This window comes from Pseudomonas sp. GW822-FHT05A08 (assembly GCF_058800485.1).
The window spans coordinates 4,468,070-4,482,693 of the sequence record NZ_CM179511.1; the positions used below are offsets into that span (position 1 = coordinate 4,468,070).

Genomic DNA, 14,624 nt, shown 5'->3' on the forward strand with positions numbered 1-14,624 from the left:
TAACCTCGCAAAACTTTCAACGTACCGGGATGACGCGGACGTGGGCAGCATCTATCTGATTCGACATGGCCAGGCCTCCTTCGGTGCGGACGACTACGACGTCCTGTCGACCACGGGTGTGCGCCAGGCCGAAGTGCTCGGTCAACACCTGGTCGAACTGGGCGTGAACTTCGATCGCTGCCTGGCGGGCGACCTGCGTCGCCAGCAACACACTGCCCATTCCGCCCTGCAGCAGTTCAGCGCCGCGGGCCTGCCCACACCGATCCTGGAAACCGATTCGGCGTTCAACGAATTCGATGCCGACGCGGTGATCCGCGCCCTGTTGCCCGGCATGTTGTCCGAAGAACCCGACGCCCTGGACATCCTGCGCAACGCCGCGCAGAACCGCGCCGAATTCCAGCGCATCTTCGCCCTGATCATCGAGCGCTGGCTGGCCGGCACCTACGATCCACCGGGCCTGGAAAGCTGGCTGGGATTCGTCGAACGGGTGCAGGCCGGCCTGCAGCGCATTCTGGAACAGGCCGACAACACCCAGAAAATCGCCGTGTTCACCTCCGGCGGCACCATCACCGCCCTGCTCCACCTGATTACCCGGATGCCTGCCGCCCAGGCCTTCGAACTGAATTGGCAAATCGTCAATACCTCGCTCAACCAGCTGAAGTTTCGCGGTCGCGAGGTTGCCCTGGCTTCCTTCAACAGCCATGCCCATCTGCAACTGCTGAAGGCCCCGGAACTCATCACTTTCCGCTGAGTCCGGATCACTGTGACCCTTGCTGTAACAACCCATAAAAGGATCGAACCATGACCTCCGTAGCCGACGCCGTACAAGCCATGAAAGCCAAGTTCAACCCAGCTGCCGCTGCCGGCCTGGACCTGGTTTTCGGTTTCCGTATCGATGACACCAAGAACTTCTCGCTGATCGTCAAAGACAGCACCTGCGAGCTCAAGGAAGGCGAGAACCCGGACGCCCAGGTCACGCTGGTAATGGACGGCGAAACCCTGCAAGGCATCGTCAGCGGCGAAACCGACGGCATGCAGGCCTTCATGGGCGGCAAACTGCGCGCCGAAGGCGACATGATGCTGGCGATGAAGCTGAGCGAACTGTTCCCGGCCTGAGTAAGCGCTTCCCCAGGGAAGCCCTTGTTTGCCCACGAATCCCGCCTTCCGGCGGGATTCGTCGTTTCAGGCCCGCGCGTTCAGTCGGCGCCAAGGGGCTCGGCCAGCGGCAAACCGGTGACGGGAGCCGCCATCACCGAGGACGCCGCCAGCAGCTCCCGGGTATAGGGATGGCGCGCCGTGCCGAACAGTTGCTCGGTCTCGCCGCGCTCCACCACTTCGCCCTCCTTCATCACGATCAGGTCATGGGCCAGCGCCCGCACCACCGCCAGATCGTGGCTGATGAACAGGTAGGTCAGACCATGCTCCTGTTGCAAGCGGCGCAGCAGCGTCACCACCTGTTTCTGCACCGTGCGGTCGAGGGCCGAAGTCGGTTCGTCGAGCAGGATCAGTTCCGGCTTGAGCACCAGGGCGCGGGCAATGGCGATGCGCTGGCGCTGGCCGCCGGAAAACTCATGGGGGTAGCGATGGCGGCTGGCCGGGTCGAGGCCGACCTCCTGCAAGGCTTCGATCACCGCCTGCTCGCGTTGCCACGCATTCAGCTCGCTATGCACCAGCAAGCCTTCGGCAATGATCTGCTGCACGCTGAGGCGCGGGCTGAGGCTACCGAAGGGGTCCTGGAACACCACTTGCAGCTGCCGACGCAATGGCCGCAGTTGCTTGCCGTCGAGGCTGTGCAGGTCCTGCCCCTTGAAGCGGATGCGGCCTTCGGACTCGATCAGCCGCAGGATCGCCTGGCCCAGGGTCGACTTGCCCGAGCCGGATTCACCGACAATGCCCAGGGTCTTGCCCCGTTGCAGTTGCAGGTCGATGCCGTTCACCGCCTTCAGGTAACGCCTGGGCCGCAGCCAGCCACCGCCCTGGCGGAACCAGACCTTCAGCCCGTCCACCGCCAGCAGGGTCGCGCTGGGCCCGCGGCGCAGCGCCTGGCCGCCAGGCTCGGCATTCAGCAGCTGGACGCTGTAGGGATGCCGGGGATCGGCGAACAGCTGCGCGCAGCCCGCCGTTTCGACTATCTCCCCGGCACGCATCACCGCCACCCGCTGGGCGATGCTGCGCACCAGGTTGAGGTCGTGGCTGATCAGCAGCAAGGCCATGCCCAGGCGCTGCTGCAAATCCTTGAGCAGTAGCAGGATCTTGCGCTGCACCGTCACGTCGAGGGCGGTGGTCGGCTCGTCGGCGATCAGCAGCTCCGGTTCGCAGGCCAGGGCCATGGCGATCATCACCCGCTGGCGTTGCCCGCCGGAGAGCTGATGGGGATAGGCCTGCAAGCGCTGCTCCGGCTGCTGGATGCCCACCAGATGCAGCAGTTCCAGGATCCGTTCGCGGGCCTGGCTGCCGGCCAACCCCTTGTGCAGGCGCAGGGTTTCCCCCAGCTGTCGCTCCAGGCTATGCAGGGGGTTCAGCGAGCTCATGGGCTCCTGGAAGATCATCGCGATGCGGTTGCCACGCAGCTGGCGCAAGCGCGCCGGGCTGGCGCCGAGCAGCTCTTCGCCGCGATAACGGATGCTGCCCGCGATGCGCGTGCTGCCCGGGTCGAGCAATTGCAGGAGGCTGTGGGCCGTCACCGACTTGCCGGAGCCGGATTCGCCCACCAGCGCCAGGCATTCGCCGCCGCGGATCTCCAGGTCGATGCCATGCACCACCTCAGTGGCCTTGAACGCCACCCGCAGGCCGCGCAGTTCAATCAGTCGTTCACTCATCTCAATGCCTCGGATCGAAGGCGTCGCGGCAGGCTTCGCCGATAAACACCAGCAACGACAGAATCAGCGCCAGGGCGAAAAACGCCGTCAGCCCCAGCCAGGGCGCCTGCAGATTGCTTTTGCCCTGGCCGATCAATTCGCCCAGGGACGCGCTGCCGGCCGGCATGCCGAAGCCCAGGAAATCCAGGGCCGACAGGGTGGCGATGGCCCCCGTGAGGATGAACGGCAGGTACGTCAGGGTGGCGCTCATGGCGTTGGGCAGGATGTGCCGCAGCATCACCTGGGTATCGCCGACACCCAGGGCCCGCGCCGCCTTGACGTACTCCAGGCCGCGGCTGCGCAGGAACTCGGCGCGCACCACATCCACCAGGGCCAGCCAGGAAAACAGCGCCATGATCCCCAGCAGCCACCAGAAACCCGGCTCGACGAACCCCGAGAGAATGATCAGCAGATACAGCACCGGCAGCCCCGACCAGACCTCCTGCAGGCGCTGCCCCAACAGGTCGATCCAGCCGCCGTAATAGCCCTGCAGGGCGCCGGCGGCGATGCCGATCAGCGCGCTGGCGGCGGTCAGCGCCAGGGCGAACAGCAGCGACACCCGGGTGCCGAAGATCACCCGCGCCAGCACGTCCCGGGCCTGGTCGTCGGTGCCCAGCCAGTTCTGCGCCGAAGGCGGACTGGGCGCCGGTTGCGTCAGGTCGTAGTTGACCGTGTCGAAAGCGAAAGGAATCGGCGCGAACAGCAACCAGCCGCCCTGCCCTTCGATCAACTGGCGCACCGAAGCGCTGCGGTAATCCGGCTGGAACGGCAGCTCGCCGCCGAACTGCTGCTCGGTGTAACGCTTGAACGCCGGGAAATACCACTGGCCCTGGTAAGCCACCAGCAAAGGCTTGTCGTTGGCGATCAGCTCGCCGCCGAGGCTCAGGGCGAACAGCGCGATGAACAGCCACAACGACCACCAGCCGCGCCGGTGGGACTTGAAGCGCTGCCAGCGCCGCTGGCCTATGGGAGACAAGGTCAACATCAGGCGCTCCTTGCACTGAAGTCGATGCGCGGATCGACCAGGGTGTAGCACAGGTCGCCGAGCAGTTTTATCAGCAGACCGAACAGGGTGAAGATGAACAGCGAGCCGAACACCACCGGGTAATCCCGCGACACCGCGGCGTCGTAGCTCAGGCGCCCGAGGCCGTCGAGGGAGAAGATCACCTCGATCAGCAGCGAGCCGCCGAAGAACACATTGACCAGGGCCTGGGGCAAGCCGGCGACCACCAGCAGCATGGCGTTGCGAAACACATGGCCGTACAGCACCTGCCGCTCGCTCAGGCCCTTGGCCCGGGCGGTGACCACATACAGGCGGGAAATCTCGTTGAGAAAGCTGTTCTTGGTCAGCAGGGTCAAGGTGGCGAAACCGCCGATCACCAGGGCGCTGACTGGCAGCACCAGGTGCCAGAAATAATCGACGACCTTGCCCCAGGCCGAGAGCTGGGCGAAGTTCTCCGAGACCAAACCGCGCACCGGGAACCAGTCGAGCAAGGTGCCGCCGCCGAACACCACGATCAGCAGCAGGGCGAACAGGAACCCCGGCATCGCATAACCGATGACGATCGCCGCGCTGCTCCAGACATCGAAGGCCGAGCCGTCATGAATGGCCTTGCGAATCCCCAGCGGGATCGACACCAGGTAGGTGATCAGCGTCGCCCACAGGCCCAGCGACAAGGTCACCGGCAGTTTCTGTGCGATCAGCTCGGTGACCTTGGCGCCACGAAAGAAACTGTCGCCGAAATCCAGCCGCGCATAGTGCTTGAGCATCAGCCACAAACGCTCGCCGGCGGGTTTGTCGAAGCCGTACTGGCGCTCGATATCGGCCAGCAGCTTGGGGTCCAGGCCACGGGTGGCGCGGGACTCGCCGCCCACCGTCTCGACATGCCCGCCGCCCACCGCCGCGGCGCCGCCAATGCCTTGCAGGCGGGCGATGGCCTGCTCCACCGGGCCGCCGGGCGCCGCCTGGACGATGACGAAGTTCACCAGCAGGATGCACAGCAAGGTGGGCACGATCAGCAGCAGGCGCCGCGCGCTATAAGCCAGCATGGACCGCCTCCCCGCTACGTTGGCGCATCTGGCTCAGGGTCAGTGCCTCGGCGCTGACCTCCCACCAGGTGTCGAGCCCGGCGTCGTACAGGGGGGCGATGGCCGGCCGGCCAAAGCGGTTCCACCACACCGAGGAAATGCCCGGCGGGTAGTAGTTGGGAATCCAGTAGTAGCCCCACTGCAACACCCGGTCCAGCGCCCGGGCGTGGGCCAGCATGCTGACGCGGCTGTCGGCCTGCACCAGGGCGCTGATCAGCCCGTCCACCACCGGGTCGCGCAGCGCCATGTAGTTGTTCGAGCCCGGGTCGTCGGCGCTCACCGAACCGAAGTAGTTGAACAGCTCGCGCCCCGGCGCCTGGGACACCGGGTAGGCGGCGATGATCATGTCGTAGTCGCGGCTGCGCACGCGGTTGGTATATTGCGCGGTGTCGACCTGGCGGATATCGAAGCCGATGCCGATCTGCACCAGGTTGCGCTTGAACGGCAGCAGTAAACGCTCCAGGCCTTTCTGGCCATTGAGAAAGGTGAAATGCAGGGGCTCGCCGGCGGCGTTGCGCAACTGATCGCCCTGGGGTTTCCAGCCCGCCTGTTCCAGCAGCTTCAGCGCCTGCAACTGCTGCGGGCGGATGATCCCGCTGCCGTCGGTGCGCGGCGCCTGGAACACCTGGGTAAAGACCTCGTCCGGGACCTGCCCGCGCCAGGGTTCGAGGATCTTCAGTTCTTGCGCGTCCGGCAGCGCCGCTGCCGCCAGTTCGCTGTGGGAAAAGAAGCTCTGCTGGCGCAGATACAGGCTGCGCATCATCTGCCGGTTGCTCCACTCGAAGTCCCAGAGCATGGCGATCGCCTGGCGCACCCGGCGGTCCCGGAACTGCGGTTTCTGCAGATTGAAAATAAAGCCCTGGGCGCCCAGGGCCGAACCCGGCGCCAGGTGTTCGCGCACCAGCCGCCCCTGCTCCAGCGCGGTGCCGGCATAACCGATGGTGTAGCCGGTGGCGGAGAACTCGCGGTTGTAGTCGTAGCCGCCGGCCTTGAGGATCTGCCGCGACACATCGGTGTCGGCGAAGAACTCCACCCGCAGCCGGTCGAAGTTGTAGCGTCCACGGACCACCGGCAGGTCCTGCCCCCACCAGTCCTTGACCCGCTCGAAGTCGACGCTGCGCCCGGCGTCCACCGCGCTCACCCGGTACGGCCCGCTGCCCAGGGGCGCTTCGAAGCCGCCACCGTCGGCGAAATTGCGGCCGCGCCACCAGTGCTCGGGCAACACCGGCAGCGATGCCAGGTCCAGGGGCAAGGTCCGGCTCTCAGTGTTCTTGAACACAAAACGCACCCGGGTCGGCGATTCCACCTGCACCTCGGCGACATCGGCGAACTGCTGACGGTACTTGAAGCTGCCCTGGGTCATCAGCAGCTCGAAGGTGTAGCGCACGTCCTCGGCGGTGATCGGGCTGCCATCGTCGAAGCGCGCCCGCGGGTTGAGGTAAAAGCGCAGCCAGGAACGGTCCGCGGCCAGCTCCAGGCCTTCGGCCACCAGGCCGTACACGGTGTAGGGCTCATCCTTTGAGCGATAGGCCAGCGGCGCGTACAGCCAGCCGTCGATGTCGGCCACGCCGGTGCCTTTGTCGATATACGGAATCAGATGGTCGAAGGGCCCGCTTTCCAGGGAGGAACGGCGCAGGCTGCCGCCCTTGGGAGCGTCCGGGTTGACATAGTCGAAATGCTGGAAGCCGGCGGGGTATTTCGGGGCTTCGCCGTAGACCGTCAGCGACGGTTGCACGGCGGCCAGCAGCACGGGGCTCGGCAGCAGGCAGAGCCAGAACAGCACAGCGCGTTGCAACAACATGGAATGATGCCTCTTTGAACAGGGGCCAGGATGACGGTGTCTGTACCGGCGTCATCGCGAGCAAGCTCGCTCCTACAGAGGACCTGTGCACTTCTGTAGGAGCGAGCTTGCTCGCGAAAGATCGTCCAGCCGCCACTCGACTCCCAGCCTTATCTCTCCACCCGAAACACCCCGCTCCTGCCTGTCATGTGCAACTGACCGGGCATTTTTATAGAGCGGGTTTTAGAACCTTTGGTTACTAAAAAGCGTCCGGACCTTTTATTGCCGGTCGACTCAGAAGTTGTAACTGAGCCGCGTATACAGGGTCCGTCCGAACGGGTCCGAGTAGCGTGGGTCGTAGCCGCTCTGGAAGGTGTAGGTCTGGTTGCTGAACGGCGGCTCGCGGTCGAACAGGTTCTTCACCCCGAGGGTCACGCCCAGGGCCTGGCGCCAGGTGTAGGTGCCGGCCAGGTCCCAGACGTTGTAGGAGCCGACGCGGTTATGGCTGTCGCGATCGGAGTCGTGGTAACCGCTGGTGTAGCGGTTGGTCAGGGTCGCGCCCAGCGGCCCCTGGTTCCAGGTCGCGGTCAGGCTGTGGCGCCAGCGCGCCACCGCGCCGGCCGAGGCGAAGTCGCCGCCGCGAAAATCCCCGAGCTTGTCGATGTATTCGCCCTTGAGCTGTTGCTGGTAGTCGTAGCGGGTGACGTAGGTGCCTTGCAGCCCCAGGCCGAACTCGCCCCAGGCAGTGGCTGGCAGGCGATAGTCGAGGCTGACATCGACCCCGCTGGTCTTGAGCTTGCCCAGGTTGGCCATGCCCGTGACCACATGATCGATGGAGCCGTCGGCCTTGCGCACCAGCCGGTCGGCGTACAGGTCGGGGTTGTCGAACGGCGCCGACTCGGGAAACTCGGCGATCTGGTTGGCGACCTTGATCCACCAGAAATCCAGCCCGGCATTGAGCCGCTCGAACGGCTGGTAGACGAAGCCGAATGTCACGTTGCGCGCGGTTTCCGGCTTCAGCTCGGTGTTGCCGCCGGTGCTGCGGTTGAACTGCTGGGCGCAGTCGCGGTTGCCGATCCCGCCATTGGCCGGGGTGCCGCCGGGGCATAGCCGCGGGTCGTTGTAGTTGGCGTTGGTGAAGGTGGTAAAGGTCGGGTTGTACAGCTCGTACAGCGACGGCGCGCGGAAGCCTTCACTGTAGGCGCCGCGCAGCACCAGCTCCTTGAAGGGCTGGAAGCGGAACGAATACTTGGGGTTGGTGGTACTGCCGAAGTCGCTGTATTTGTCATGCCGGATCGCCGCCGTCAGCTCCAGGCTGTCGAGCACCGGCACGTTGAGTTCGGCGTACTGCGCCTGCACGCTGCGGTCGCCCGACACACTGCCGTTGGGGTCGATGCCCAGGCTCTGCACATTGCCGGCGAACTGGGCGAAATCCTGGTGGAAGTCTTCCTTGCGGTACTCGCCGCCCAGGGCCAGGGCCGCGGGGCCGGAGCCGAACCAGTCGCCGATCTCGCGGCTGACCCGCCCGTCGATGGCCTTGACCCGCCCGACCGCCGTGGCGTAATCGCCGTCCACCGTATTGGCCGCCAGCAGCGCGCTGCCTGCCGCGGTCTGCGGGCCGAAGGGGTTGATCACGCCATTGGCGATGCCCTCGGACACTGCCACATCGTTCACGTAGCCGCTGCGGATGGTACTGACCACCTTGTTCTGGTTGTACGAGGCGCCGATGTTGTAGTCCCAGCCCGCCGCGCTGCCATCGAAACTCAGCAGCAGGCGCTGGCCGGTGTTGTCGTCTTCATGGCGGCGGGCGCCGACATCGGTTTCCCGCCAGTTGGCCGCCACCGGTTGCGTCGGGTCGAGGGCAAAGCCGCTCGGCCCCGGGGTGATGCCATTGCCCGGATAGAACGCGGTGCCCGGGTTGACCTGATTGCCCATCAGGGTGCCGGGGCCGATCTGGGTGCGGTTCTCGTTGCGCGCCCAGAAGTATTCGAGGCTGACGTTGTGATCGTCGCTGAGCTTGCCGGTGGCCTTGGCGAAGGCCGAGGTCTTTTCGGTTTCCGGCACCAGGTCCAGGTAGCTCCACAGGCTCTGGCGGCAAATGCCGTTGCGCGACAGCAAGCCCGGCGCGTTGCAGCCGGAGCCGGCCAGCGGGTTGGTGGCATTGGCGCCCTGGCTCCAGTTGGCCGGCGAGGCGGTGCCGGAGGTGTAGTCCAGGCCCCGGCCCGGCTGGTAGTTGTAGGTGTAGCCGCGATCCTTGGCGGCCAGGCGCTCTTGTTTGTCGTAGCTGACCACGCCGAACACGTTGAAGCGGTCTTCCTCCAGATCGCCGATGCCCCAGCTGCCGCTGAAGTTCCTGCTCTGGCCACCGCCGGAATGGCTCGGGGTGTCGTAGCCGGTACTGACCTGGCCGCGGGTCAGGCTCTTCTTGGTGATGAAGTTGATCACCCCGCCGATGGCGTCGGTGCCGTACAGCGCGGACGCGCCGTCGCGCAGCACCTCGACCCGGTCGATGGCGGCAAACGGAATGGTGTTGAGGTCGACCCCGGAGCCGTTGATGGCATTGGTCGCGTTGTTGCTCAGGCGCCGGCCGTTGAGCAAAACCAGGGTCTTGTTCGGGCCTATGCCGCGCAGGTCGGCATAGGCCGCCCCGCCGCTGCTGGAGCCCACCGAGCGCCCGGAGCCGACCGAGGACTGGTTGGCGGAAATCCGGTTGATCAGCTCTTCGGTGGTGGTCACGCCCTGCTCGCGCAGCTTCTCGACCCGCAGCACAGTGACCGGCACCGCGGTTTCGGCATCGACCCGGCGGATCGCGGTGCCGGTCACTTCCACCCGCTGCAACTGGGTGGTGGGCTCAGCAAATGCCGGGGCGCTGCTGGCGGTGCTGGTGTCCGCCACGAGGGTCACGCCCTGGGTGTCCTGCTGCTCCTTCAGGCCGCTGTCCTGCAAGGCCAGGGTCAGCGCCTGGTGCTGGTCGAGCTGGCCCTGGATCGCCGGCGCATAACGGCCGCTCACCAGCTTCTGCTCGAAGGAAATCGGCAGACCGGTCTGTCGGGAAATCTGCAGCAGGGTCTGGTCCAGCGGCCCCGCGGGCAGGTTGAACGGGGTGGTCGCGGCCCAGGCCGGCAATACATTCAGCGCCGCCAGCAAGGCCAGGCTCAAAGGGGATCTACGGGGTACGAACAGACTCATGGACAACCATCCCTGCATTAGGTGTATGCAGGGATGTGCAACGGCCCGGAGGTTTTTATAGAGGCCGGTCTAGACCGTTGGGTGATGAGCTTATGCCTGTTCATCTGCCCCGTAGGAGCGCAGCTTGCTCGCGATGCAGGCGCCGCGCTGCATCAGGCCAGACACCATCAGCCACAGGGAGGGTTCAGCCGCCAAAGTGATAACTCACATCCAGCCACCACTGGCGGCCGTAGGGGTCGTAGTTGCCGGTGGGGTAATACGGCCAGCCGCCGGAGTCGTCGCGCTTGACCTGGTTCAGCAGGTTGTTGACGGTCAGGCCGACGCTGGCGCGGTCGTTGACCTTGTAGCGGGCGCTGGCGTTGAACACGGTCCAGGGCGACAGGCGCCCGTCCGAGTTGCCGTTGGTCACGCTGCCATAGCGGATGCCCAGCAGGGTCGCGGTGTAGTGCTGGTAATCCCAGGTCAGGCTGGCGTTGACCTTGCTGCGCCAGTCATGATTGCTGCGGTCCACGCGCCAGTCCTGGGTCGGCGCGTCGTCCGATTCCTTGTAGAAATGCGAGAGCACCAGGGTGTAGCCCAGGGTCGAACTGAAGGCCCCGTACTCCCCGGCGCCCCAGCGGATATTGCTTTTCAGGTCGAGCCCGCTGACCCGTTCGCTGGCGGCGTTGATCGCATTGATCTGCACCCTCTGCAAACGGTTCGGGTCCACCGCGGCAGTGCCCGGGTTGCGCTGGATGCGCGCCAGGGTCGCCTGGCAGCTGGCCGAATTGATGTCCATGGCGCCACTGCGGCAGGCGTTTTCCTCTTGCAACAGGCGGTTCTGGTCGACGGTGGTCAGCAGGTCTTCGATCTGCACGCGCCAGTAATCCACCGACACATCGAAGTTGCGCGACGGCGACCAGACGAACCCGTAGGTCCAGGATTTGCCCCGCTCGGACTTGAGGTCGGCGGTGCCGCTCTGGGTGTAGTCCACCCGCCCGCGATCGCAGGCGCCCTCCACACCCTGGCTGCACCCGTAGTAGTCGATCTGGTCCGGCACATAGCCGTTGGTGTCGGCCTGGTAGATGTAGTTCAGGTCCGGGGCGCGGAAGCTGGTGCCGTAGCTGCCGCGCAGCAGCAGGCTGTTCAGCGGGCGCCATTCCAGGCCCAGGTTGTAGGTCTTCTGCTGCTCGGTGCGGCCGCTGAATTTGTACTGGTCCCAGCGCCCCGCCAGCGACGCCAACAGGCTGTCGCTGATCGGCACACTGAACTCGCCGCCGGCGGCATAACGCTTGCGCGAGCCACCGGAACTCTGCGCCGGGGTGGTGCCGTAGAAGCTGCCGTCGTTAAGCCCATCGTCCGGGTCGATGCGGTATTCCTGTTTGCCCAGCTCCAGGATGCCGGCGAAGCCCACCGGCCCGGCCGGCAAGTCGAACAGCTCGCCGTTGAGCGAGGCGTTGTAGCTCTGCGACACCGACTTGCTGGTCTGGGTCAGGTTGCGGCGAAACTGCCGCCACTCCTCTTCGGTCAGCGGGCGGTCAAGCCGTGAGGCATCCGGGGCGAACAGCGGATACCCGCCCTGCTCGCCCAGCTGCGGCCCCAGGTAGAAATCGCGAATAGTGGCCGACGGCGTATAGCGGGTGGTGCGCACGCTGCGGTACTCCGAGCGGTTGGCCGCCAGCTCGTAGCTCCAGGCCGTGTCGGCGATCCGGTCGGACAGGCCCAGGGTGCCGGTCCAGGAGGTGTCGCGCCACTTGCTGTTGTTGCTGGTGCGGCCGCCGATTTCCTCCTCGGAGAAACGCCGGAACCAGCGCTCCAGGTTACCCGTGTTCCGGTTGATGAAGTCGGGCGAGGTGAAGCTCGGCCCGCGGGTGTTGTTCTGGATATGGTCCAGGCCATACATCAGGTCGGCGAAGACCTTGCCGCTGTCGCTGAAATGCCAGGTGCCGCGGGTGTAGCCGTCGTAGTTTTCCTTCTGCGTCTGCAAGGTCCAGTAATCGTTGTAGACCTGGTCGGTGGTGCAGCGCCCGCCGCTGCCACTGAGGTGGTTGGCAAACACCCCGGAGTAGGCGCCGCAGCCAGGGCCGATGTATTTGCCGCTGTCGAGGTTGCGCCGATAACCGACGTCCAGGGCCGGCCCGCGATCCATGAAGCCGCGGTCGTCGGCCCAGATCGGCTGGCGATGGGTCAGTTCCAGGCCGAACAGGCCATCGAAATCCCCCCAGCTGCCACCGCCGCTGATCTGCAGGCGCTGGTTATCGCCGCCGCCGCGCTCGGTGGTGCCGCCACGCAGGTTGACGTCGATGCCGCTGGCCTTCTCCTTGAGGATGATGTTGACCACCCCGGCGATCGCATCGGAGCCATAGATGGCCGAGGCGCCGCTGCTGAGAACCTCGATGCGGTCGATAATCGCCGAGGGGATGTTGGCCAGGTTGGTGAAGTTGACCTGGCCGCCATAGGCCGTCGGATAGTCCGCCACTCGCCGGCCGTTGATCAGCACCAGCGTGTGGTTGGGGCCCAGCCCCCGCAGGTTGAGGGCGCTGGCGGCGGGCTGGAAAGTGTTGCCGTAGTCCTCGCCCTGGGTCATGCCGGTGTTCTGCGTCTGGGTCGCCAGGGCGTCGTAGACGTTGCGGTAACCGCGGGCCTCCATCTCTTCATGGGTAATCACGTTCACCGGAGTGGCGCCGTCGGATTGGGCGCGGGCGATGCGCGAGCCGGTCACCGTGACCTTTTCCAACTGCGTGTCCGCCGCGCGAACCGGCGCCACGGCGCTGACTTCAGGCCTGGCCTTGGCGCTGGCCGGGGCATTGCGAATGGTCAGCCCCTGTTCGCTGTGCTGGGCCTCCAGCCCGCTGCCTTGCAGGGCCCTGTCCACCGCCTGCTGGCCGCCCAGGGCACCACGAATGGCCGGGCTGCGCTTGCCCTGCACCAGGTCCTGGCGGAAGGAAATCGGCACCCCGCTCTGCCGCGAGATATCCAGCAGCACCTCGTCCAGCGGGCCGGCGGCAATGTCGAAGGTGATCTGCCTGGCCTCTAGCTGCCGGGATTCTGCCTGCTGGGCCCAGGCGGCGCTGCCACAAGCGCCGAACGCCAGGGCCAACGCCAGTGACAGGCGCGGCGGGTTGAAAAGGTTCGATGAGTGCATGGAGCGATTCCCTGTTGAATGCGGTTGCAGGGAATGAGCAGCGACTGACGGGTTTTTATAGGGTGGCGGTTAGGCCAAGGGGTTATGGGGTTATAACCGCGCCCTTCAGCGCGGCTCGATGCTGACCCAATATGGGCTGTGGTAGCTGACGCGGATCGGCAGCGAACGCTCGAGCAACTGCAGGCTGCGGTCGCTGTCGTCCAGGGGATAGATGCCGCTCAGGCGCAGGTCGGCCACCTGGGGGCTGAGGCGGATGATGCCGCGCCGGTAGCCGCGCAAGCTGTCGATCACCTCGCTCAGGGGGCGGTCGCGGGCCTCGAATACCCCCGAGGTCCAGGCGCTTTCATGGCCCTTGGCACGCTCCAGCAGCAACAGGCGCCGAGCGTCGAAACGCAGGCTTTCGCCGGCCTCGACCACCTGCCGCGCGCCACTGGCGGTGAGCACCTCGACCTGCGAATGCAACATCACCAGGCGCGTCCAGTCCTCGCCGCGCTCCACCAGGAACTTCGTGCCCAAAGCCCGCATGCGCCCGTGTTCGGTTTCCACCACGAAGGGCCGCTGCGGGTCCCTGGCCACATCCACCAGCAGTTGACCATTGCGCAGTTGCAACAACCGCTGTTGGGCATCGAAACAGCTCACGACCTGGCTGCGGGCGTTGAGGGTCAGGGCGCTGCCGTCGGCCAGGGTGAAGTCGCGGCGCTCGCCGGTGCCGGTGTACAGGGCGCCCGTCTCGGGCAGCAGGTTGTAGCGCCGGCCGAGCAAGGTCGCGGCCAAGGCCAGGGCCATCACACTCAGGCTGCCGCCGATAAAACGCCGGCGGCTCGACGGCGCATTCAGGCTGTGCAGCAGGCTGTCCCGGGACAGGTTGCGCAACGCCTGGCTGCGCAGCACCCCCAGGCCGCCCCCCATCAGCACGATGATCTGCTCGTGCTGCGGGTCGGCGGCGCGCCAGTCGTGGAATGCCTGGCGTTCCTGGGCGTTCATCTGCCCCGATTGCAGGAGGGCCATCCATTGCGCGGCTTCATCCACCAGCGCCTCGTTCGCGCGCGGCCGGCTCATGCGTCGACCATCGCCTGATAACAGCGCTTGAACGCCTCGGCCATGTACTGCTGCACGCGACTGGTGGACACCCCCAACTGCTGGCCGATTTCGGCGTAGGTCAGGCCGTCGAGCTGATGGTAGAGAAAGGCCGCCTTGGCCTTGGCGGACAAACCGTTGAGCAAGCGGTCCACGGCCAGCAGCGCTTCGATCACCAGCGCCCGCTCCTCGGGTGACGGGTGCACCGGCGTCGGCGCCAGGGCCAGGCTTTCCAGGTAGGCGCGCTCCAGGTCCTGGCGCCGCCAGCCTTCGTAGACCAGGCGCCGGGCGATGGTGGTCAGCAGCGCCCGGGGCTCGCGAATGGCCGCCGGGTCCGGCAGGGCCAGCACCCGCACGAAGGTTTCCGAGGCAATGTCCTGGGCACTGTGATGGCAGCCCAGGACGCGACCCACCGAGGCACACAGCCACTGATAGTCGCGTTTGAACATCTGCCCGATCAGTGAGTAATGAGGGTTCCGATTCGCACCCATGCCTGGCTCCCTCACAA

At 65.9% G+C, this 14,624-nt stretch carries 10 protein-coding genes; 2 read left to right on the top strand and 8 right to left on the bottom strand.

Going from position 1 to position 14,624, the window contains the following annotated elements:
- Nucleotides 1-40: 40 nt before the first annotated feature.
- Together AC3RCP_RS20000 and AC3RCP_RS20005 are read left to right on the top strand one after the other, a co-directional pair.
- Entirely contained in the window at nucleotides 41-751 is a 711-nt protein-coding gene (locus tag AC3RCP_RS20000) for a histidine phosphatase family protein (protein ID WP_101338402.1), read from the top strand.
- Between the two features lie 50 nt (nucleotides 752-801).
- On the top strand, nucleotides 802-1,116 hold the full coding sequence (locus AC3RCP_RS20005) for an SCP2 sterol-binding domain-containing protein (RefSeq protein WP_007921837.1): 315 nt from the start codon (nucleotides 802-804) through the stop codon (nucleotides 1,114-1,116).
- 80 nt (nucleotides 1,117-1,196) lie between these two features.
- Here the strand turns inward: AC3RCP_RS20005 and AC3RCP_RS20010 are convergent, their stop codons facing one another.
- The 8 genes from AC3RCP_RS20010 to AC3RCP_RS20045 all read right to left on the bottom strand — a co-directional run bounded on the left by AC3RCP_RS20010 (nucleotide 1,197) and on the right by AC3RCP_RS20045 (nucleotide 14,607).
- Complete coding sequence (locus AC3RCP_RS20010) at nucleotides 1,197-2,819, bottom strand: ABC transporter ATP-binding protein (RefSeq protein WP_101338403.1); 1,623 nt, start codon at nucleotides 2,817-2,819, stop codon at nucleotides 1,197-1,199.
- 1 nt (nucleotide 2,820) lies between these two features.
- Nucleotides 2,821-3,843, bottom strand: a complete 1,023-nt coding sequence (locus AC3RCP_RS20015) for an ABC transporter permease (protein WP_492571006.1) — start codon at nucleotides 3,841-3,843, stop codon at nucleotides 2,821-2,823.
- Nucleotides 3,843-4,907: a microcin C ABC transporter permease YejB gene (locus AC3RCP_RS20020; protein WP_087091530.1), complete on the bottom strand. Its 1,065-nt coding sequence runs from the start codon at nucleotides 4,905-4,907 to the stop codon at nucleotides 3,843-3,845. The genes AC3RCP_RS20015 and AC3RCP_RS20020 overlap by 1 nt, the downstream gene beginning before the upstream one ends.
- Nucleotides 4,894-6,747, bottom strand: a complete 1,854-nt coding sequence (locus AC3RCP_RS20025) for an extracellular solute-binding protein (protein ID WP_492571005.1) — start codon at nucleotides 6,745-6,747, stop codon at nucleotides 4,894-4,896. Before AC3RCP_RS20025 ends, AC3RCP_RS20020 begins: the two co-directional genes overlap by 14 nt.
- Before the next feature lie 273 nt (nucleotides 6,748-7,020).
- Entirely contained in the window at nucleotides 7,021-9,915 is a 2,895-nt protein-coding gene (locus AC3RCP_RS20030) for a TonB-dependent receptor (RefSeq protein WP_492571004.1), read from the bottom strand.
- A gap of 184 nt (nucleotides 9,916-10,099) precedes the next feature.
- Nucleotides 10,100-13,039 (bottom strand): TonB-dependent receptor, encoded by a 2,940-nt coding sequence (locus AC3RCP_RS20035; protein ID WP_492571003.1) that lies wholly within the window; start codon nucleotides 13,037-13,039, stop codon nucleotides 10,100-10,102.
- Nucleotides 13,040-13,144: 105 nt separating this feature from the next.
- Nucleotides 13,145-14,098, bottom strand: a complete 954-nt coding sequence (locus AC3RCP_RS20040; RefSeq protein WP_492571002.1) for a FecR domain-containing protein — start codon at nucleotides 14,096-14,098, stop codon at nucleotides 13,145-13,147.
- Complete coding sequence (locus AC3RCP_RS20045) at nucleotides 14,095-14,607, bottom strand: sigma-70 family RNA polymerase sigma factor (protein WP_007921828.1); 513 nt, start codon at nucleotides 14,605-14,607, stop codon at nucleotides 14,095-14,097. Before AC3RCP_RS20045 ends, AC3RCP_RS20040 begins: the two co-directional genes overlap by 4 nt.
- Between the last annotated feature and the right edge of the window lie 17 nt (nucleotides 14,608-14,624).

What these genes read in the sequence shown, in the direction of transcription:
- AC3RCP_RS20005 (WP_007921837.1), top strand. Translation starts at nt 802, where the DNA reads ATGACCTCCGTAGCCGACGCCGTACAAGCCATGAAAGCCAAGTTCAAC.
- AC3RCP_RS20010 (WP_101338403.1), bottom strand. Translation starts at nt 2,819, where the DNA reads ATGAGTGAACGACTGATTGAACTGCGCGGCCTGCGGGTGGCGTTCAAG.
- AC3RCP_RS20015 (WP_492571006.1), bottom strand. Translation starts at nt 3,843, where the DNA reads ATGTTGACCTTGTCTCCCATAGGCCAGCGGCGCTGGCAGCGCTTCAAG.
- AC3RCP_RS20020 (WP_087091530.1), bottom strand. Translation starts at nt 4,907, where the DNA reads ATGCTGGCTTATAGCGCGCGGCGCCTGCTGCTGATCGTGCCCACCTTG.
- AC3RCP_RS20025 (WP_492571005.1), bottom strand. Translation starts at nt 6,747, where the DNA reads ATGTTGTTGCAACGCGCTGTGCTGTTCTGGCTCTGCCTGCTGCCGAGC.
- AC3RCP_RS20030 (WP_492571004.1), bottom strand. Translation starts at nt 9,915, where the DNA reads ATGAGTCTGTTCGTACCCCGTAGATCCCCTTTGAGCCTGGCCTTGCTG.
- AC3RCP_RS20035 (WP_492571003.1), bottom strand. Translation starts at nt 13,039, where the DNA reads ATGCACTCATCGAACCTTTTCAACCCGCCGCGCCTGTCACTGGCGTTG.
- AC3RCP_RS20040 (WP_492571002.1), bottom strand. Translation starts at nt 14,098, where the DNA reads ATGAGCCGGCCGCGCGCGAACGAGGCGCTGGTGGATGAAGCCGCGCAA.
- AC3RCP_RS20045 (WP_007921828.1), bottom strand. Translation starts at nt 14,607, where the DNA reads ATGGGTGCGAATCGGAACCCTCATTACTCACTGATCGGGCAGATGTTC.